This is a genomic window from Pseudomonas zanjanensis (assembly GCF_014268745.2).
In the GTDB taxonomy this organism is placed as follows: Bacteria; Pseudomonadota; Gammaproteobacteria; order Pseudomonadales; family Pseudomonadaceae; genus Aquipseudomonas; species Aquipseudomonas zanjanensis.
Window position 1 is genome coordinate 96,222 of sequence record NZ_JABWRB020000005.1, and the last position, 19,903, is coordinate 116,124.

Sequence of the window (19,903 nt, forward strand, 5' to 3'; positions counted from 1 at the left end):
CGTCTAGCCCCGAATAACGAAAAAGCCCCGCGATTTGCGGGGCTTTTCCAGTGGCATTCGGCGCTTAGATGTTAGCGTCGAGGAAAGCAGCCAGTTGCGACTTCGACAGCGCACCGACCTTGGTGGCTTCGACGTTGCCGTTCTTGAACAGCATCAGGGTCGGGATACCACGCACGCCGTGCTTGGCCGGCGTCTCCTGGTTTTCGTCGATGTTCAGCTTGGCAACGGTCAGCTTGCCCTTGTAGGTCTCGGCAATCTCGTCCAGGACCGGAGCGATCATTTTGCAAGGACCGCACCACTCAGCCCAATAGTCGACCAGTACCGCGCCTTCGGCCTTGAGAACGTCAGCTTCGAAGCTAGCGTCGCTAACGTGTTTGATCAGATCGCTGCTCATGGAAATCTCCGGGGTCATCAGCAAAAAAACGTGGCCCATCATAGCGGCCCTTCCCGGGTTCAGGAAGCCGCAGTTGATTGAGTCTCGCTATGGCGCACGATGTATTTGAGTATGGCCCGGTTCAAGAAGCTACGGGAGCGACAAAGGAAATGCCGGTACGCAGCGCAGCGTTACGTACATGTTCCTGCATGGCTTTTTGCGCGGCGCCTGACGCCCGACGGGCCAGGGCGCGCAGGATCTTGCGATGCTCCTGCCAGGTTTCCATCGCCCGCTCCGCCCGGATGAACGGTAGTTTCTGGCTCTCCAGGAAGATGTCGGCGCTGGCGGTGAGGATGCTCAGCATCGCCTGGTTGCCGCTGGCCAGCAGGATTCGCCGATGGAATTCGAAATCCAGCCGCGCGGCGGCGTCGAAATCCCCGACCTTCAATTCCCGGCGCATGGCTTCGACATTGTCTTGCAACCGGTCGAGCTCATCGGCGCTGAGCGTCACCGCCGCCAACCCCGCCGCGAAACCTTCCAGGGCGTAGCGCAACTGGAAGATGTCCACCGGCGAAGCCTGGGCCGCGAACGGCCACCCCGGCGCGGACTCGCTGCGTGGAGCCTCTACCGGTGCCTGCACGAACACGCCCTTGCCCGGCTGCACGCTGATCATGCCCAAGGCACTCAGGGACGACAGCGCTTCGCGCAACGACGCCCGGCTCACCCCCAGTTGTTGCGCCAGGTCTCGTTGCGACGGCAGCGCATCGCCGGGGCCGAAGCCTTCATCGACGATCAGTTTGCGGATGGCTTGCAGCGCCACTTCAGGAACGGCACGAGCGATGGAATTCATGATTTTTCAGACGAACCGGGCCAGTGAGCGGCTAGTTGTAAAGCTATTCGTCGCGCCCGGCAAGTCGTGCCCCAGCAGGGTTCGGCGGCAAATGCCGACGCCCGATAAAGGTGCGAAACGCGGCGCAACTGTTCAGACCAGTAAGACCGCCTCCCACCAGCAAAACCGTGGCTTTGACCGATGAAGAGCCGGCTTGGCATGGCCTGTGCTCTGTCCGAACGCAGAAATCACATCACCGATTGCGGAGATTCGCCATGATTCAGCGTTGCAGCGCCCTGCTCACAGCCCTGTTCGCCAGCCTGATGCTTTGTCAGCTGCCTGCCCACGCCGATGGCCTGGAAGACGTGGTCAAGCGTGGCACCCTCAAGGTCGCCGTGCCCCAGGACTTCCCGCCCTTCGGTTCGGTCGGCCCGGACATGAAGCCGCGCGGCCTGGACATCGACACCGCGAAACTGCTGGCCGACCAGCTCAAGGTCAAGCTTGAACTGACCCCCGTCAACAGCACCAACCGCATCCCGTTCCTGACCACCGGCAAGGTCGACCTGGTGATTTCCAGCCTGGGCAAGAACCCGGAGCGGGAAAAGGTCATCGACTTTTCCAGCGCCTATGCGCCGTTCTACCTGGCCGTGTTCGGCCCGCCTGATGCCGCCATCAATGGCCTGGACGACCTCAAGGGCAAGACCATCAGCGTCACCCGTGGCGCCATCGAAGACATCGAGCTGACCAAAGTCGCCCCCGAAGGCGCCACCATCAAGCGCTTCGAAGACAACAACTCGACCATCGCCGCCTACCTGGCCGGCCAGGTGGACCTGATCGCCAGCGGCAATGTGGTGATGGTCGCCATCAGCGAACGCAACCCCAAGCGTGTTCCGGCGCTGAAGGTAAAACTCAAGGACTCGCCGGTTTACGTGGGCGTGAACAAGAACGAGCCGGCGCTGTTGGACAAGGTCAACCAGATCCTCGCCACCGCCAAGACCGATGGCAGCCTGGAGAAAAACTCCCAGACCTGGCTCAAGCAGCCGCTGCCGGCCGATCTCTGACCGTCGCTTGAGAGGCTGAGCATGGCTTATCAGTTCGATTTTCTACCGGTGGTGCAAAACACCGAGCTGCTGTTGCGCGGTGCGCTGTTCACCCTGGAACTGACGGCCATCGGCACGTTGCTCGGGGTCAGCCTGGGCATCGTCGGGGCCGTGGTGCGGGCGTGGAACATTCGCCCGTTCGCGGCGATCTTCGGCGTGTACGTGGAGTTGATCCGCAACACGCCGTTCCTGGTGCAGCTGTTTTTCATCTTCTTCGGCTTGCCGTCCCTGGGCCTGCAGATTTCCGAATGGCAGGCCGCAGTATTGGCGATGGTGATCAACCTTGGCGCCTACTCCACCGAGATCATCCGTGCCGGCATCCAGGCGATCCCACGGGGGCAACTGGAAGCCGCCGCGGCCCTGGCAATGAGCCGCTTCGAGGCGTTCCGTCATGTGGTGCTGTTGCCGGCACTGGGCAAGGTCTGGCCGGCCTTGAGCAGCCAGATCATCATCGTGATGCTCGGCTCGGCGGTCTGTTCGCAGATCGCCACCGAAGAGTTGAGCTTTGCCGCCAACTTCATCCAGTCGCGCAACTTCCGCGCGTTCGAAACGTACGCGCTGACCACGCTGATCTATTTGTGCATGGCGCTGTTGATCCGCCAGTTCCTCAATTGGGTCGGGCGTCGCTACATTGCCAGGAGCAGCCAATGAGCGATTTCACTTTCTGGGACGTGGTGCGCAACCTGCTCACCGGCCTGCAATGGACCCTGGCGCTGTCGCTGGTGGCGTTTATCGGCGGTGGCGTGATCGGTTTGCTGATCATGGTGCTGCGCATCTCCAAACGCGCCCTGCCCCGCAACATCGCCCGTACCTACATCGAGCTGTTCCAAGGCACACCGCTGTTGATGCAGCTATTCCTGGTGTTCTTCGGCGTGGCCCTGGCCGGGGTGGAGATTTCACCGTGGATGGCGGCGGCGATTGCCCTGACGCTGTTTACCAGCGCCTACCTGGCGGAGATCTGGCGCGGTTGTGTCGACTCGATTCCCGATGGCCAGTGGGAAGCCTCCGCAAGCCTGGCCCTCAACCCGCTCGAACAGTTGCGCTACGTGATCCTGCCCCAGGCCCTGCGCATCGCCGTGGCGCCGACCGTGGGCTTTTCCGTGCAGGTGGTCAAAGGTACGGCTGTCACGTCGATCATCGGCTTTACCGAACTGACCAAGACCGGCGGCATGCTCGCCAACGCCACGTTCGAGCCGTTCATGGTCTATGGCCTGGTCGCCCTCGGTTACTTCCTGCTCTGCTACCCCTTGTCCCTCAGTGCGCGCTACCTGGAAAGGAGACTGCATGCCTCTGCTTAGAATTACCGCCCTGCATAAATACTACGGCGATCATCACGTGCTCAAAGGCATCGACCTGAGTGTCGAGGAAGGCCAGGTGGTGGCGATCATCGGCCGCAGCGGCTCGGGCAAATCCACCTTGCTGCGCACCCTCAATGGCCTGGAGTCGATCAACGATGGCGTGATCGAAGTCGACGGCGAATACCTCGATGCGGCCCGCGCCGACCTGCGCAGCCTGCGGCAGAAAGTCGGGATGGTGTTCCAGCAGTTCAACCTGTTCCCGCACCTGACTGTCGGCGAGAACGTCATGCTCGCGCCGCAAGTTGTGCAAAAAGTGCCCAAGGCCAAGGCGGCCGAGCTGGCGCGGCAGATGCTGGAACGGGTCGGGCTGGGCGAGAAATTCGATGCGTTCCCCGACCGCTTGTCCGGCGGCCAACAGCAACGGGTGGCGATTGCCCGCGCCCTGGCGATGTCGCCGAAAGTGCTGCTGTGCGACGAAATCACTTCGGCCCTGGACCCGGAACTGGTCAACGAAGTGCTCAGCGTGGTGCGACAACTGGCCAAGGAAGGCATGACGCTGATCATGGTCACCCATGAAATGCGGTTTGCCCGGGAAGTCGGCGACAAACTGGTGTTCATGCACCAGGGCAAGGTGCATGAGGTGGGCGATCCCAAGGTGTTGTTCGCCAATCCGCAGACTGCGGAGCTGGCGAATTTTATCGGGACTGTCGAATCGGTGGCGTGATTTTCAGTTGGCGGATACCAGCTCGAAGCGCCCGCGACCCTCGATCGACACCTCCTCGCGAACCCGGGTCGCGTTCGCCGGCAAGTAGGTGTCGACCTCCACTTGCGCGGAAAACATGCGCCCCAGGACAGGCGCACCGCCCTGCCTGGCAACCAATGTCTGGCCAGGCAACAAGCGGCTGGCCTGCTCCAGGGAGCGCGCACGCCCCTGGAACAATTCGACAGCCTGCCCATCGACGCGAGGCTGTCTGAGACTCAGCGTGAAACTGCCCTGCAGCCCAAGGCTGAAGGCTTCGGCGCCGACCCCAGGGGCGTCGAAGCGCAAAGCCATCGCGGTAGGCTGGGGGCAGACCACGCTCAGGTTCAAGGTTCGCTTGCCCAGCGCCAGTTCTGTCCTGCCCGGCTGTTCAACCAGCAGTTCGCCCCGGTGCAGGCGGCCGTAATCGACCCGATCCTGGCTCAGCGACACGCTGCATTGCTCAGCCTTCGCTGGGCTCGTCAGCATCAGCATCGCCATCAAGCAACTCAGGCAGCTCAGGCTCCTCGGCAGTCGCCAAGGCCTCATTTGGCTGAAGGTCAAGGCATACCGCAGAAGCGGTTTCATAAGGGAGATCTTCATCATTGTCTTCCGTCAGATCGAATTGAAGCTGGCAGGTCCTGGAGCTGGACAGCGCTACTTTCAGCGCCTGCTGCCCGCCGATATCGCCAATGAAAATCATGCCGTCACCCGCCACGCTGGTGAGGAAGTCGTCATTGTCGGCCAGTACCGAGACACCGTGCGGGAGTGCCTGCCCGCCCTCATCCCGGGCATGCAGCAACACCCTGCGTACGTTGACCACCGAGAAATCCACGGCATTGAACGAGCCACGACCAGCGCTCAGGATCTTGGTGCCGTTCTGGATATCCACGCGCTTGGGCAATGATCGAGTGTCCACTTCCAGGCGACTGTTGTTGTAGGCGGGCAAACTGGCGATGACCGCCCGCCCCTTGGCGTCCGTCCATACCGGCCCCTGCGGCGTGCTGATCCTGGCCCCCGGAACACCTTCGAGGGAAACGACACCAAACGTTTCCTGGACCCGGTAAGGGGAAAAGGTCACCCCTTGTTCATGGGCCACGATGCCGCCTTTGAGGTAGCCATTGTAATTGGTGTTAAAGCGGTCCTGGCTGGCCGCAAGCCCGACCTGCGCATAGCGCGGCGTGGCGTTGACAGTGCCCCGCGTCAGCGATTGCGGGTGGTTCAGTCCCTGTTCGGCGCCGACCTCGTAATTGAGGTATTCGTTGACGCGCTCGGTGTAGGCAGCCGTCAGGGTGGAGCGGCTTCCCTGATGCCTGAGGGAGGAACGAACACGCCGGTCCTTGCCCAGCGGTACGCTGACTTGCAGGCGTACCGACACGCCGTCATTGGATGAGCTCGAGGCCCCCACGGCCGAGTCCACATAGGCACTCACGCTCGCGTGCTTGAACGACTTGCTCCAGGAGCCATGCCAGTGGGCGTATTTCTGGTCGTCGAACTGCGACGATTGCGAATAACCCACCGAGAAACCACCCAGCGCCGGGTCGAACCAACTGAGTCCGGCCGTGTATTGGTTCTTGAAACGCGACCCCAGGAAATCATCCCGTTCGGATTGCCTGTCGCCGTAGCGGATCTCTGACACTTCGCGGTAACCCGGCGTTTGCCGGGTGGCACTGAGCGTCAGGTCAACGCTGTCGGCCACCGCTGTGCCCAACGAAAGGCTTCTGCGCGCGCCGGATTCACCGCTGGCCTTGTCGTGGGAAACATTGCCGCGCGCGCCCACCGCGAGGTTCGCTACAGGTCGAGTATCGAGCCCAAGTCCCGTCGCTTGATAATCCGACGTCCCCACCAGGCCGGCACTGAGCGCCGAGCTTTTCCCCAGGCCCCAGGTTGCGCTCCCCATCGCCAGCAAAGGTTGCTCCCCCTCGCTCTCGCTTGGCCCACGCACCTGGCCGAGGGAAACGTAATAGCCCGACTGAGCAGGCGCCGTGCCCCGGAAGGACGCCGACGGCACAATAAAACGCTGCTCTGCGCCACTCTCCTCTATCACGCTCACTTCAAGATCGCTGGTGCCGTTGAGCAAGGGCAGATTGCTGAGGGTGAATGGCCCCTCTGGAACCAGCGTGGTGTAGATCAACGCACCGGACTGACGAACCTCCACACGGGACTGGCTCAAAGCCAACCCCTCCACCACTGCACCATTGGCGCCCGCGCTACGCTTTACGCCGTCGGGGAAAAACTGCAGGCCGGAAAACTGGACGCCGCCGAACACCGGGCTGTTACTGGAGAGCTGTCCCACCTGGAACGTGGATTGCCAGGGCAATACGTCGCGCTGGGCATAGGCGTACAGATGCTCGCTGCGTTGCACCCCATTGACCGATGTGTAGAGCTGGCGACTGCGCACAATCCAGTCCCCCAGATTGACGCCGGCTTCGGTGGCCAGGGAAAAATAACGGCTTGAACCGCCTGATCGCGATTGGCTTTCCAGGCCCAGCACATCGTAATTGAGCAGACCTGCCAAGCCGCCTCGGGAAAACATTCCCTCATCCAACTCCGGCGCGCGGAACGCCTCGCTCGAGACCACCAGTTCCACCTCCTCGCGATTGGGGCGTAGATTCACGACGGTATTGGGATATTGGGCAAGAAAGTCATGGCACGCCGGTTCGCTCCATTCTCCCTGGTCGACGGTGGCGGCCGGGACGCGCAAACCAGCTTTTTCCAGAAGAGCCTGGGTGAAACACAACTCGCCCTCGCGATTGAATCGCGCCTCGGACAACCCAAGCTGATTGCCGTTGACCCGCAGATTCACCACCTGCGTGCCCTCATGAAAACGCGGCGCGTAACGAAAATAATCCGACACACCAGGGTCGAGCCCACGGGAAGAGAGAATCGATGCGTCGAACTGCGCGAGTGTCTCGCTGGCCTTGCCAGGCCCTTGGGCGAGCACCGGGCCACCGGTTCCGCACCCGATCAGCGCGGACAACATCAGCTTGTGCGCCCAGCGGTTTTTTTTACCGGTCCATCCGCAAACGAATCGACGGTCGCCGTTGCGCACCCTAGAACATGGCGCGACCTGCGTGACCGTTATCATTGGCTCACGACCGGCGCGTCGAAGTTGCCGATGGCAAACCCATATACTGTCGCGGGCTGGATCGTCACCGAGGTCACCGTGGCGCCGGCCTCCTTGAATGGCGCCGTCAGGGTTTCGCCCGGCAGGATATAGGTGCGAGGCAAGGCAACCGACGTGTTCGGGGGGTTCAGCTGTACCCGGTCAGACAACCGCACCACGTAAGGGCTGTCGTTCTGCACCGCCAGGTTTTCCCCGTCGACTTTCCATTTCAGCAGCTCCCAGGGCGCCGAATGCCGAGCCAGGCCCTTGGGATGAATGATAAGCGGCAAGTTGTGCCGGACGTTGATGCCCACCGTGGCACCGCCGTTGGATGGCTTCTGCGGAATACCCTCGAACGTGACACGCTTGAGCCGCTGGGTCTTGAGCGGCTCCTTGAATACTCCGATCAAACGAATCAACTGCGTTTCGCCCGCATCGACACGCATGATTGGCGGCGTCACGATGACGGACAATTCGCCATCTTCCGGTATGTGTTCAACTTTTGAATGAAGCAGTGTCGGGCCGGCGTCGGTGTTCTTGAGATTGATGGTGGCTTCGCCATTTTCCTCGTAATAAATGACCACCGTGGTTTCTGGCTGCACGCCAGCGGCCATTGCCGCGCCGCAAAATATAAAATTCAGGCACAGAGACACACACAGGAAACACTTAAGTTTCAATAAAAAATTCAAGACACACTCTCCCGCCACGAATAAAAATTCATGGAGCGATATATATATAATTTGAACACTCAAACTCGAAAACAACCGCTGCCTGACACGTGATATTTGTTCGCCACCCATATCAGCCAGCGGTACAGAGCCAATAATAATGCTCAATAAAATACCGACCCCGTAAGCGGGGTCGGCATGGACGTCAGATGTATTTCAGCTCCAGCGTTGCACTGCCATCGATTTGAACATCGTCTCGCACCGCCAGCTCGGTGGTGTTGTTGATCACGGCTTCGATTTCCAGCTCGCCAGAAAGCGTTGTCAGCATGTATGGGCCCGTGTCCCCGGTAGCAGCCCACGAGAGGGTGTACTGTGGAAGACTACGCATGAAATCCTTGGCGCCAAACCAGCTGGCTCCATCATTACCACTAAGAATGGTGCGGGAACTGGTGCCCCCGTCCATCGAGGAGTTACGGATAAACAAAGCGTAGGCGCCAATCTTGTCGCCATTAGCATTCGTACCCAAGCCGAAACTATTCAGTGGCGCGGCAAGCTCAAGGTCTACAATCTCCATAGCCTCATGTTTCCTGCTGGCCGCCCGGTTATCCGAGGCGGTCAAACCAACAAGCGTAGGGCCATCACAGGTAATGTTGAAAGCGGTATTGCGCGCCCCCAGCCTGGTGTAATCAATAGGGCTCAACTCAGTCGGGGTGATCCGTCCGAAATCCACCGCCAACGTAGGAATATTCAGCGAGCAACTGCCAGGAACGATACTGCCCGTTACCTGCAAATCGGCCGCTTGAACATTGGCGCAGGCCAGAGCGAGAACACTGACTGCCGCCAATCCAAATATTTTTTTCATTTCTTGATTCCTCAACTAGCATCAATGGGATGCCGTTCATGCAACGCCCGGGAATTCCTTATCCCAGCAGCCCAACTCAGCAGACAACCTTCTTCCTGAACCTGAAGCAGTCGCAACAACTAACAGCACGGCGAAATTGCCGAACGGAAGTCTCGGTTAAGTTCCCTTAAAAATAAGCCAGAAAGATCACCTATCATTGTAGGAAATGGCTTCGAACTATATAGCAACAGATACCTCTTACAGAACTTTCACACTAAGTTATATCTTTACTGTTCCCCGCAAAAAAAGCCTGCCGGCAACCGAACCTCACGGGCATCCGTTGGCGGCGGCGGTCGATCGTGGCACGATGGCTGGGTTATCGACCGAGATCCTTCAACCATGCCGAATACCCAAGCCAAGAATCTGTCCCTGATCGCTGCCATCGACCTGGGCTCCAACAGCTTCCACATGGTCGTCGCCAAGGCCCAGAACGGAGAAATCCGCATCCTTGAGCGGCTCGGCGAGAAGGTCCAACTGGCCGCCGGCATCGATGAAGAACGCCAACTGAGCGAAGAATCCATCCAGCGCGGGCTCGATTGCCTCAAGCGGTTCGCCCAACTGATCAACGGCATGCCCCTGGGCGCGGTGCGGATCGTCGGCACCAACGCCCTGCGCGAAGCGCGCAACCGTGGCGAGTTCATCCGCCGCGCCGAAGCCATCCTCGGCCATCCGGTGGAAGTCATCTCCGGCCGTGAAGAAGCCCGCCTGATCTACCTGGGCGTTTCCCATACTTTGGCCGACACCCCGGGCAAGCGCCTGGTGGCGGACATCGGTGGGGGCAGTACCGAGTTCATCATCGGCCAGCGCTTCGAGCCGCTGCTGCGCGAAAGCCTGCAGATGGGCTGCGTCAGCTACACCCAGCGTTATTTCCGCGACGGCAAGATCACCCCGGCCCGCTATGCCCAGGCCTATACGGCGGCGCGCCTGGAAATCATGAGCATCGAACACGCCCTGCATCGCCTGACCTGGGACGAAGCCATCGGCTCCTCGGGGACCATCCGCGCCATCGGCCTGGCGCTCAAGGCGGGTGGCCACGGCACTGGCGAAGTCAACGCCGAGGGCCTGGCCTGGCTCAAGCGCAGAGTGTTCAAGCTCGGTGAGGCGGACAAGATCGATTTCGAAGGCATCAAGCCCGACCGTCGGGCGATTTTCCCGGCGGGCCTGGCGATCCTCGAAGCGATTTTCGACGCCCTCGAATTGCAACGCATGGACCACTGCGAGGGCGCCCTGCGCGAAGGCGTGCTTTACGACCTGCTGGGACGGCATCATCACGAAGACGTGCGTGAACGCACCCTGGGCTCGCTCATGGAGCGTTATCACGTCGACCTGGAACAAGCCGTGCGGGTCGAGCGCAAGGCGCTACATGCCTTCGACCAGGTCGCCGACGATTGGGACCTTAACGACGGGGTCTGGCGTGAGTTGCTGGGCTGGGCCGCCAAGGTCCATGAAGTGGGCCTGGACATCGCCCACTATCACTACCACAAGCACGGCGCCTACCTGATCGAGCACTCGGACCTGGCGGGTTTCTCCCGGGAAGACCAGCAGATGCTCGCGCTATTGGTACGCGGCCATCGGCGCAACATTCCCAAGGATAAATTCGCCGAGTTCGGCGACGACGGCATCAAGCTGATTCGCCTGTGCGTGCTGCTGCGTTTTGCGATCCTTTTCCACCACATCCGTGGCACCCAGGAAATGCCGCAAGTGGCCCTGCATGCCGACGGCGATCAGCTGGACGTGATGTTTCCCGACGGCTGGCTGGAAGAGAACCAACTGACCCAGGCCGACTTCGCCCAGGAAGCGGAATGGCTGACGCGGGTCGGGATTGTGTTGAACATCCACTGATTGCTTGCTGGAGTCCCTAGTGGCCCAACTGCAATCCATTGTGGCGAGGGAGCTTGCTCCCGCTGGAGGGCGAAGCCCTCCCAAGAGTTGGGGCTGCTGCGCCCGAAGCGTCGGACCGGCCCAGCGGGAGCAAGCTCCCTCGCCACAAAAGCTAAGCCTGCCCCCCAGACCTTCGAGTTTTAACGAACCGCCAGCACCGGGCTGCTCAAGCGCTCCAACAAGGTCGCCTGGGCGCTGCGCGGGTTCTGGTTGCCGGTCGGCGTGTTGCGGATGTAACGGCCATCCGACTGCAGGCTCCAGCTGTGGGTGTTGTCGGTCAGGTAGCTTTCCAGCTCCTTCTTGACCCGCAGGATCAGCTTCTTGCCTTCCACCGGGAAGCAGGTCTCGACCCGCTTGTCGAGGTTGCGCTCCATCCAGTCGGCGCTGGACAGGAACATCTGCTCCTCACCGCCGTTGAGGAAGTAGAACACCCGCGTGTGTTCCAGGAACCGCCCGATGATCGAGCGCACGTGGATATTGTGGGACACCCCCGGAATGCCCGGCCGCAGGCAGCACATGCCCCGCACCACCAGGTCGATGCGCACGCCCGACTGGCTGGCCTTGTACAACGCACGGATGATCTTCGGATCGGTCAGCGAGTTGAACTTGGCAATGATGTGGGCCGGCTTGCCGTCCAGGGCGAACTGCGTCTCCCGGGCGATCATGTCGAGCATGCCCTTTTTCAGGGTGAACGGCGCATGCAGCAGTTTCTTCATGCGCAGGGTCTTGCCCATGCCGATCAACTGGCTGAACAACTTGCCGACGTCTTCGCACAAGGCATCGTCGGAGGTCAGCAGGCTGTAGTCGGTGTACAGGCGGGCGTTGGCGGCATGGTAGTTGCCGGTGCCCAAGTGGGCGTAACGCACGATCTCGCCGGCTTCACGGCGCAGGATGAGCATCATCTTGGCGTGGGTCTTGAAGCCGACCACGCCGTAGATCACCACCGCGCCGGCCGCTTGCAGGCGGCTGGCCAGTTGCAGGTTGGATTCCTCGTCGAAGCGGGCGCGCAATTCGATCACGGCCGTGACTTCCTTGCCGTTTCGCGCGGCGTCCACCAGGGCATCGACGATTTCCGAGTTGGCGCCGCTGCGATACAGGGTCTGGCGCACCGCCAGGACGTGCGGGTCCTTGGCGGCCTGGCGCAGCAGGTCGACCACCGGCGTGAACGACTCGAACGGGTGCAACAGGAGGATGTCCTGCTTGCTGATCACGCTGAAAATGTTCTCGCTATTTTGCAGCAGTTTCGGGATCTGCGGCGTGAACGGCAGGTATTGCAGTTCCGGGTGGCTGTCCAGGCCGGTGATGCTGAACAGTCGGGTCAGGTTGACCGGGCCGTTGACCTGGTACAGCTCGGTCTCGTGCAGGTTGAACTGCTTGAGCAGGTAGTCGGACAGGTGTTTGGGGCAGGTGTCGGCCACCTCCAGGCGCACCGCATCGCCGTAGCGACGGGAGAACAGCTCGCCGCGCAGGGCGCGAGCGAGGTCTTCGACGTCCTCGGTGTCCACCGACAGGTCGGCGTTACGGGTCAGGCGGAACTGGTAGCAACCCTTCACTTTCATGCCCTGGAACAGGTCATCGGCGTGGGCGTGGATCATCGACGACAGGAACACATAATTGTCCCCGGGGCCGCCGACGTCTTCCGGCACACGGATGATGCGCGGCAACAGGCGCGGCGCCGGGATGATCGCCAGGCCGGAATCGCGACCGAAGGCGTCGATGCCTTCCAGCTCGACGATGAAGTTCAGGCTCTTGTTGACCAGCAGCGGGAACGGGTGCGTCGGATCGAGGCCGATCGGCGTGATGATCGGTGCGATCTCGTCGCGGAAATAGCGGCGCACCCAAGTCTTGATCTTGGTGTTCCAGTTGCGCCGGCGGATGAAGCGCACCTGGTGCTTTTCCAGCTCCGGCAACAGGATGTCGTTGAGGATTGCGTACTGCCGGTCCACATGACCGTGGACCAGTTCGCTGATGCGCGCCAAGGCCTGGTGCGGTTGCAGGCCGTCGGCGCCGGCCTGTTCACGGGCGAAGGTGATCTGCTTCTTCAGGCCGGCCACACGGATTTCGAAAAACTCGTCCAGGTTGCTGGAAAAGATCAGCAGGAACTTCAACCGCTCCAGCAGCGGATAGGACTCGTCCAGGGCCTGCTCCAGCACGCGGATGTTGAACTGCAGTTGCGACAGCTCGCGATGGATGTACAGGCTGCTGTCATCCAGGTTCGGAATGGCAATCGCCGGGGCCGGGGCGGGCTCGACCACAGCCGGGGGAGCGGGCTCCAGCTCCGGCGGTGTCTCGGCGACTTGCTCGACCACGGGTTGAGCGTCTTTTACGGCAACTTCTGTGAGTCCTTCGGTATTCATCGCAAGTTCCTGGGAGGCTATTTCTGCTCTCGTAACAATTGGGCGGCGCGCACGGCAAAGTAAGTCAGGATGCCATCAGCGCCTGCGCGTTTGAAAGCGGTCAAGGACTCCAGGATCACCCCTTCGCCCAACCAACCGTTCTGGATCGCGGCCATGTGCATGGCGTACTCGCCGCTGACCTGATAAACAAAGGTCGGCACTTTGAATTCGTCTTTGACCCGGCAAAGAATGTCGAGGTAGGGCATGCCAGGCTTGACCATGACCATGTCTGCCCCTTCTGACAAGTCAGCCGCCACTTCGTGCAAGGCTTCCTGACTGTTGGCTGGGTCCATCTGATAAGAGGCCTTGTTGGCCTTGCCCAGGTTCAGCGCCGAGCCGACCGCATCGCGGAACGGGCCGTAATAGGCGCTGGCGTACTTGGCCGAGTAGGCCATGATCCGCACATTGACGTGACCGGCGACCTCGAGGGCTTCGCGGATCGCCTGGATGCGCCCGTCCATCATGTCCGACGGCGCTACCACCTGGGCACCGGCCTCGGCATGGGACAACGCCTGCCGGACCAGCGCATCGACGGTAATGTCGTTCTGCACGTAGCCTTCTTCGTCGAGGATACCGTCCTGCCCGTGGGTGGTGAACGGGTCCAGCGCCACGTCGGTGATCACCCCCAGCTCCGGGAAGCGCGCGCGCAGGGCGCGGGTCGCACGTTGGGCAATGCCCTCCGGGTTCCAGGCTTCGGCGGCGTCCAGGGACTTGAGCGCCGGCGGCGTGACCGGGAACAGGGCCAGCGCCGGAATGCCCAGCTCGACCCAGTGGGCGGCTTCTTCGAGCAGCAGGTCGATGGTCAGGCGTTCCACCCCGGGCATCGACGCCACCGCCTCGCGACGGTTCTCACCGTCCAACACGAACACCGGCAGGATCAGGTCATCGGTGGTCAGCACGTTTTCACGCACCAGCCGACGAGAGAACTCATCACGGCGGTTGCGACGCAGACGGGTAGCAGGGAACAGACGATTGGCGGGGGTAAAGCTCACGGCAGACTCCTGAGCCCGCAGACGGGCGAGCGTGACAGTTATAAGCGGCCATTATGACGAACGCATGACAGTTGTGCGAAAGCGCGACCGGTAGTCGCAGTCATTGTCTTCTGTAGGAATTGTTCACGTCGAGACACATTTCGATACTTTCCTGAATGTGTCCGAAGGGTTAGGCTGCGCGTTCATTTCGCCAGCACCCAGACAATGCTCCAACAATTTCTGCATGACTTCGGCTACTTGGCCTTGTTTATCGGCACGTTCTTCGAAGGCGAAACCATCCTCGTGCTCGCAGGCTTCCTGGCGTTCCGTGGCTACATGGACATCAACCTGGTGGTCGTCGTGGCGTTCTGCGGCAGCTACGCGGGCGATCAGCTGTGGTATTTCCTGGGGCGCAAGCACGGCCGCAAGCTCTTGGCGCGCAAGCCGCGCTGGCAGTTGATGGGCGATCGCGCGTTGGAGCACATCCGCCGGCATCCGGACATCTGGGTCCTGAGTTTCCGCTTCGTCTACGGCCTGCGCACGGTGATGCCGGTGGCCATCGGCCTGTCAGGCTACCCGCCGGGCCGCTACCTGCTGCTCAACGGCATCGGCGCGGCAATCTGGGCCACGGCCCTGGCCGCCGCCGCGTACCACTTCGGCGCGGTGCTGGAAGGCATGCTGGGTAGCATCAAGAAATACGAACTGTGGGTGCTCGGCGCGTTGCTGGTGCTGGGCCTGGTCCTGTGGCTGCGCCGGCGCATCAAGAATGCGCGGCTGGCCAAGAAAGTCCTCGAAGCCGAGCGACTCGAACAAGCCAAGTCTGCCGAGCCTACGACGCCAACCGAGTAAACCGGCTGCGGCAGCAGTACAGCCCGATGCCGCTGAGCAGGCTGTAGCTGAGCAGCCCGACCCAGGCCCCATGGCTCATCACAGCGCTGGCCGGCCACAACCCGGCCAAGGGCGCCAGCCATACCAGCGGTAGGTTCGACGCCAGCCGCAACAGCTCCAGCTTCAGCGCCCACGGGCGATTCTCCAGGGCCACGCCCAACACGAACAGACCGAACGCCACCGCGCCCCAACCCAGCACCAGGGCGGCGACCGGCAGGCTGCCTTCAAGGTTCATCAAATAACTGCCCAAGGCAATGTAGACGCCGAACTGCAGCCCTGCGTACCACTGCTGGCGCGGGTCCAGCGGCACTTCGAATTTGCGGAATTTGCTCAAGTCCGGCTTGTTCAGCGGGTACCGGGCCGCGACATCCGCCGGACGCCAACCGGTGGGCATGAACCAGATTCGCAGCTTGTCCCACCAGCGCCCCGCTCGCCGCGCATCGGCCCACAGCTGGGCATAGAACTGCAGGTTGGCCCACAACGGATTCCAACTCGCCAGCGGCGTGGTCACGCCAAAAATCACCGGCTCGTTATCGTCTTCTTCCTGGAAGGTGCCAAACAGACGGTCCCAAATAATGAACACCCCGCCGTAGTTGCGATCCATGTAGAGAGGGTTCTGTGCATGGTGGGCACGATGATTGGACGGCGTCACGAAACACCACTCCAGCCAGCCGAGCTTGGGAATGTGCTGGGTGTGGACCCAGAACTGGTACAGCAGATTCAACGCCGCAACGCTGACGAAGACCACCAACGGCACGCCCAATACGGCGAGCGGGACGTAGAAGACCCAGCTCAACAGGAAGCCGGTGCTGGTCTGGCGCAACGCGGTGGACAGGTTGTAGTCCTCGCTCTGGTGGTGCACCGAATGGGCGGCCCAGAGGATGTTGCGCTCATGGCCCATGCGGTGCAGCCAGTAATAGCAGAAGTCGTAGAGCACAAAGGCAAACACCCAGGTCCAGGCCCGGTCGGCAGGGAGCTCGATGACGGCCAGGTGCTTCAATGCAAAGGCATAGGTCACCAGTCCCACGCCTTTGGTCAGCAGGCCGGTGGTGGTCGACAGCACGCCGGTGCTCACGCTGTTGATCGCGTCTGCCACGCGGTAGTGGCTCACGCCCCGCCAGCGATCGGCCAACAACTCGACGGCAATCAGCACAAAGAAGAACGGCACTGCATACAGGATGAAGTTCATGACGCAACCCGGGCAGGCGAGGCAGGGAGATAACCGGCAGGTTAGGTGTAGCTGCCCGATCCCCCTATGGCAACGAGTGACAAATTAGTAGACATTTAACGCCATGAATCTGGAGAAAAAGCCCATGAGCAAAAAAATTGCAGTGATCCTTTCCGGCTGTGGCGTGTATGACGGCGCCGAGATCCACGAAAGCGTGATCACCTTGCTGCGCCTCGATCAGCGCGGGGCGCAGGTCCAGTGCTTCGCCCCCAACATTGCCCAGTTGCATGTGATCAATCACCTGACCGGCGAGGAAATGCCCGAGAGCCGCAACGTGTTGGTGGAGTCCGCGCGGATCGCCCGGGGCAACGTGAAGGATTTGCGTGACGCCAACGTCGACGATTTCGATGCGCTGATCGTACCCGGTGGTTTTGGCTCGGCGAAAAACCTCTCCAACTTTGCCGTCGAGGGCGCCGGCTGCACGGTCCAGCCAGAAGTCCTGGCCTTGACCGAAGCCTTTGCCGAGGCCGGTAAACCGGTGGGGCTGATCTGCATCTCCCCGGCCCTGGCAGCAAAAATCTATGGCCCGGGGGTGACCTGCACCATCGGCAACGACCCGGATACGGCGGCAGCCGTGAGCAAAATGGGCGGCACCCACGAAGACTGCGCGGTGACCGACATCGTCGAGGACCGCGCGCGCAAACTGGTCAGCACGCCGGCCTACATGCTGGCGCAGAACATCAGCGAAGCGGCTTCGGGCATCAACAAGCTGGTGGACCGGGTGTTGGAATTGACGCACGAGAACGACGCCTGACCCCGCAACCGCTCCTGAACTTCCTTCCTGTGGGAGCGGGCTTGCTCGCGAATGCGGTGTGTCAGTCATCGATGAGCCAACTGAACCTACGCCTTCGCGAGCAAGCCCGCTCCCACAAGGGAATTGAGGCAAGACTCAGGAAACTCGAGTCAACCGAGTCAGGATCCGATCCAGCGCATTGGCAAACCCTTGCTTGTCCCGCTCGCTGTACGCCGCCGGGCCGCCACCCATATGCCCCTGCTCACGCAAATCGGTGAACAGGTTGCGCACCGCCAGGCGCTCGCCCATGTTTTGCGCGTCGAACTCCTTGCCCCGCGGGTCCAGGGCGGCGACGCCCCTCTTTACCAACCGGTCGGCCAAGGGCACATCGCTGCAGATCACCAGCTCACCCGGCACGGCGTGCTCCACCAGGTAATCGTCCGCCGCGTCAGGGCCGCTGGGCACCACGATCAATTTCACACAGGCCAGGGCCGGCTTGATCTGCGGTTGGCCAGCCACCAGCACCACCTCGAACCGGCGCTTCAAGGCGAACTTGACCACCAGTTCCTTCGCCGCCTTGGGACAGGCGTCGGCGTCGATCCATACGCGCATTGAGTGGTTTCCTCTAAATTAAAAAGCATCGCGGGCAAGCCTTGCTCCCACAGGTAAGTGCTGGCTGTGGGAGCAAGGCTTGTGTGGGAGCAAAGCTTGCTCGCGATCATGAGCGCAGCGAATGCTTTTCAGGAAACCTGCACCCGACGCTTCTCCGCCACCCAGCTGCGCCCATACAGCACCACGATCGCCACGATCGCCACCACTTGGGCGGCCAGCGAATAGGCATCGGCATGAATGCCCAGCCAGTCGAAGTCGAAGAACGCCACCGGATGGGTGCCGAAGATCCCGGCTTCCTGCAACGCCTTCACGCCATGACCGGCGAACACCACCGACAGCGCGCACAGCAACGCGGCGTTGATACTGAAGAACAGCGCCAGCGGCAGTTTCGCCGAGCCGCGCAGGATCACCCAGGCCAACCCCACCAGCAACACCAGCGCCGTCGCACCGCCGGCCAGCACCGCGTTGTGCCCGGCAGGGCCCGCTTGCAGCCACAGGGTTTCGTAGAACAGGATCACTTCGAACAGTTCGCGATAGACCGAGAAGAACGCCAGGATCGCAAAACCAAAACGACCACCGCCGCCCACCAGGCTGCTCTTGATGTAATCCTGCCAGGCCGCTGCGTGGCGACGGTCGTGCATCCAGACACCCAGCCACAGCACCATCACGCTGGCGAACAACGCCGTCGCGCCTTCGAGCAACTCGCGCTGGGCACCGCTGACGTCGATCACATACGCCGCCAGGCCCCAGGTCGCCAGGCCGGCCAGCAGCGCCAGGCCCCAACCGACGTTGACGCTGCGCACCGCCGACTGCTGGCCGGTGTTGCGCAGGAATGCCAGGATTGCCGCCAGCACCAGGATCGCTTCCAACCCTTCACGCAGCAGGATCAGCAAGCCGGAGATGTAGCTCAGCGACCAGCTCAAGCCATCGCCGCCCAGCAAGTCGGCGGACGCTTTCAACTTGGCCTTGGCCGCGTCCAGGCGCTGTTCGGCCTGCTCCACCGGCAGACCGTCCTGCAGCGACTGACGGTAGGCCATCAGGGCCTTTTCGGTGTCTTTGCGCACGTTGGCATCGACATTGTCCAGCGAGCTTTCCACCAGCTCGAAACCTTCCAGATAAGCCGCGACCGACAGGTCGTAGGCCTGGTCATGGTCACCGGCGCGATACGCCGCGATGCTTTTGTCCAGGGTAGCGGCCGTGTAGTCGAGCAACTGCGCCGGGCCACGTTGCACCTGTGGCGGCTGGGCGCGCTGGGCGCGGAATGTCGCCGCCGCCGCCGGGCCTTGCGCGGCGAGGACTTCGCCCGGGGTCTGGCGCGCCAGGTCAGCGAGGTTAAAGACTTGTTCACTTTTGGCCGCGGCCGGGTCGGCGCTGAAGCTGGCGATGTAGGTCGCCAGGTCCCAGCGTTGACGGTCGTCGAGCTGATCGGCGAAAGCCGGCATGTCGGTGCCTTCGATGCCCATGCCGAGGGTGTTGTAGATCCCATAGAGGCTCAGGCGATCCAGGCGCTGGGCGTCCCGCAAGTTGGCGGGCGGCGGTTCCAGGCCAACACCGGCAGGACCGTCGCCGGCACCGCTGGCACCGTGGCACACCGAACAATTCTGCGCATACAACGGCGCACCGCGAATGGGATCGGGAGTGATGACCGGCGCTTGGCTGACTTCATATGCCACCGCCAGCTTGGCCCCCAGCTGCCGCGCCAGGCGGGCGACTTCGCCGCCGTCCTGGCGCTGGGTGATCGCCGTGCGCAAGGCGCCGAGGCCCTGGACCAGCTCAGCCTTTTCCGGTTTGGCCGGCAACCCGACGATCAACCCTTCCAGCGCCTGGGTGAACTCCAACTGCTCGCGGTACTCCGCCTCGTCGATGACCTTGCCCGCCTCGACCGTAGCCGGGTAATCCGCCCCGATGTAATCCAATAAATGCAGCGCCTGGGGGGCGCTTTCGAGGGTGTCGGCCAGCAGCGAAGTGCTGCACAGCGCAAGCAATGGCAATACAAGCCAGGCCAGCAAACGGAACGGCGCAGTCATGAATGACTCTCGGTTGGTAATAAGAAGTAACACATTGTTCACTTCCAATGGCTTTGGCTCAAGGGCGGATGTGCCTGGGGAGCCGATTTTCATCGGATTTTCATGCTTTGGAGGTGATGTCACAAAAACAGCATTTCGCAATTGAAAAGCCAT

The 19,903-nt window shown here is 61.6% G+C and carries 18 protein-coding genes; 7 read left to right on the top strand and 11 right to left on the bottom strand.

Translation table 11 applies throughout. The features are described from left to right. Positions 1-64: 64 nt before the first annotated feature. Positions 65-394, bottom strand: coding sequence for a thioredoxin TrxA (trxA, locus tag HU715_RS24290; protein WP_003206727.1), 330 nt, complete (start codon positions 392-394; stop codon positions 65-67). Between the two features lie 121 nt (positions 395-515). Then, entirely contained in the window at positions 516-1,223 is a 708-nt protein-coding gene (locus HU715_RS24295; protein WP_186706828.1) for a FadR/GntR family transcriptional regulator, read from the bottom strand. Between the two features lie 254 nt (positions 1,224-1,477). On the opposite strand from HU715_RS24295, the gene HU715_RS24300 reads away from it, so the two are divergent. The 4 genes from HU715_RS24300 to HU715_RS24315 are packed head-to-tail and all read left to right on the top strand — an operon-like array spanning position 1,478 to position 4,324. Then, the gene (locus tag HU715_RS24300; protein ID WP_135847706.1) at positions 1,478-2,263 is read left to right on the top strand and encodes a transporter substrate-binding domain-containing protein; all 786 of its coding nucleotides are present in this window, start codon (positions 1,478-1,480) and stop codon (positions 2,261-2,263) included. 21 nt (positions 2,264-2,284) lie between these two features. Beyond that, a complete protein-coding gene (locus HU715_RS24305) occupies positions 2,285-2,953 on the top strand; it encodes an amino acid ABC transporter permease (protein ID WP_053126440.1) in 669 nt (222 codons plus the stop codon). After that, complete coding sequence (locus HU715_RS24310) at positions 2,950-3,600, top strand: amino acid ABC transporter permease (protein ID WP_186706829.1); 651 nt, start codon at positions 2,950-2,952, stop codon at positions 3,598-3,600. Before HU715_RS24305 ends, HU715_RS24310 begins: the two co-directional genes overlap by 4 nt. Beyond that, positions 3,587-4,324 (top strand): amino acid ABC transporter ATP-binding protein, encoded by a 738-nt coding sequence (locus tag HU715_RS24315; RefSeq protein ID WP_186706830.1) that lies wholly within the window; start codon positions 3,587-3,589, stop codon positions 4,322-4,324. Before HU715_RS24310 ends, HU715_RS24315 begins: the two co-directional genes overlap by 14 nt. Positions 4,325-4,327: 3 nt before the next feature. Here the strand turns inward: HU715_RS24315 and HU715_RS24320 are convergent, their stop codons facing one another. The 4 genes from HU715_RS24320 to HU715_RS24335 form a co-directional block, all read right to left on the bottom strand. Then, positions 4,328-4,828: a DUF1120 domain-containing protein gene (locus tag HU715_RS24320; protein WP_186706831.1), complete on the bottom strand. Its 501-nt coding sequence runs from the start codon at positions 4,826-4,828 to the stop codon at positions 4,328-4,330. Further along, positions 4,803-7,322 (bottom strand): fimbria/pilus outer membrane usher protein, encoded by a 2,520-nt coding sequence (locus HU715_RS24325; RefSeq protein ID WP_189656230.1) that lies wholly within the window; start codon positions 7,320-7,322, stop codon positions 4,803-4,805. Before HU715_RS24325 ends, HU715_RS24320 begins: the two co-directional genes overlap by 26 nt. A gap of 101 nt (positions 7,323-7,423) precedes the next feature. Next, complete coding sequence (locus HU715_RS24330; RefSeq protein ID WP_186706909.1) at positions 7,424-8,122, bottom strand: fimbria/pilus chaperone family protein; 699 nt, start codon at positions 8,120-8,122, stop codon at positions 7,424-7,426. 196 nt (positions 8,123-8,318) lie between these two features. Further along, positions 8,319-8,975 (bottom strand): DUF1120 domain-containing protein, encoded by a 657-nt coding sequence (locus HU715_RS24335; RefSeq protein ID WP_186706832.1) that lies wholly within the window; start codon positions 8,973-8,975, stop codon positions 8,319-8,321. Positions 8,976-9,353: 378 nt separating this feature from the next. On the opposite strand from HU715_RS24335, the gene ppx reads away from it, so the two are divergent. After that, positions 9,354-10,856 carry an exopolyphosphatase gene (gene ppx, locus HU715_RS24340; protein ID WP_186706833.1) on the top strand — a complete coding sequence of 501 codons (1,503 nt, stop codon included), beginning with the start codon at positions 9,354-9,356 and terminating at the stop codon, positions 10,854-10,856. 179 nt (positions 10,857-11,035) lie between these two features. Here ppx and ppk1 read toward each other — a convergent pair whose 3' ends face one another. Both ppk1 and hemB read right to left on the bottom strand, forming a co-directional pair. Beyond that, on the bottom strand, positions 11,036-13,252 hold the full coding sequence (ppk1, locus tag HU715_RS24345; RefSeq protein WP_186706834.1) for a polyphosphate kinase 1: 2,217 nt from the start codon (positions 13,250-13,252) through the stop codon (positions 11,036-11,038). Positions 13,253-13,269: 17 nt separating this feature from the next. Next, positions 13,270-14,283 carry a porphobilinogen synthase gene (gene hemB, locus HU715_RS24350; RefSeq protein ID WP_072405986.1) on the bottom strand — a complete coding sequence of 338 codons (1,014 nt, stop codon included), beginning with the start codon at positions 14,281-14,283 and terminating at the stop codon, positions 13,270-13,272. Between the two features lie 204 nt (positions 14,284-14,487). On the opposite strand from hemB, the gene HU715_RS24355 reads away from it, so the two are divergent. After that, positions 14,488-15,111: a DedA family protein gene (locus tag HU715_RS24355; protein ID WP_186706835.1), complete on the top strand. Its 624-nt coding sequence runs from the start codon at positions 14,488-14,490 to the stop codon at positions 15,109-15,111. Here HU715_RS24355 and HU715_RS24360 read toward each other — a convergent pair. After that, positions 15,092-16,339 (bottom strand): sterol desaturase family protein, encoded by a 1,248-nt coding sequence (locus HU715_RS24360; RefSeq protein WP_186706836.1) that lies wholly within the window; start codon positions 16,337-16,339, stop codon positions 15,092-15,094. The genes HU715_RS24355 and HU715_RS24360 overlap by 20 nt on opposite strands. A 124-nt stretch (positions 16,340-16,463) precedes the next feature. Here HU715_RS24360 and elbB point away from each other — a divergent pair, with 124 nt between their 5' ends. Then, positions 16,464-17,132: an isoprenoid biosynthesis glyoxalase ElbB gene (gene elbB / locus HU715_RS24365; RefSeq protein WP_186706837.1), complete on the top strand. Its 669-nt coding sequence runs from the start codon at positions 16,464-16,466 to the stop codon at positions 17,130-17,132. A 135-nt stretch (positions 17,133-17,267) separates the two neighbouring features. Here elbB and HU715_RS24370 read toward each other — a convergent pair whose 3' ends face one another. Together HU715_RS24370 and HU715_RS24375 are read right to left on the bottom strand one after the other, a co-directional pair. Next, positions 17,268-17,723, bottom strand: coding sequence for a YaiI/YqxD family protein (locus tag HU715_RS24370; RefSeq protein ID WP_186706838.1), 456 nt, complete (start codon positions 17,721-17,723; stop codon positions 17,268-17,270). 128 nt (positions 17,724-17,851) lie between these two features. Next, the gene (locus HU715_RS24375) at positions 17,852-19,750 is read right to left on the bottom strand and encodes an FTR1 family protein (RefSeq protein WP_186706839.1); all 1,899 of its coding nucleotides are present in this window, start codon (positions 19,748-19,750) and stop codon (positions 17,852-17,854) included. Positions 19,751-19,903 lie beyond the last annotated feature (153 nt).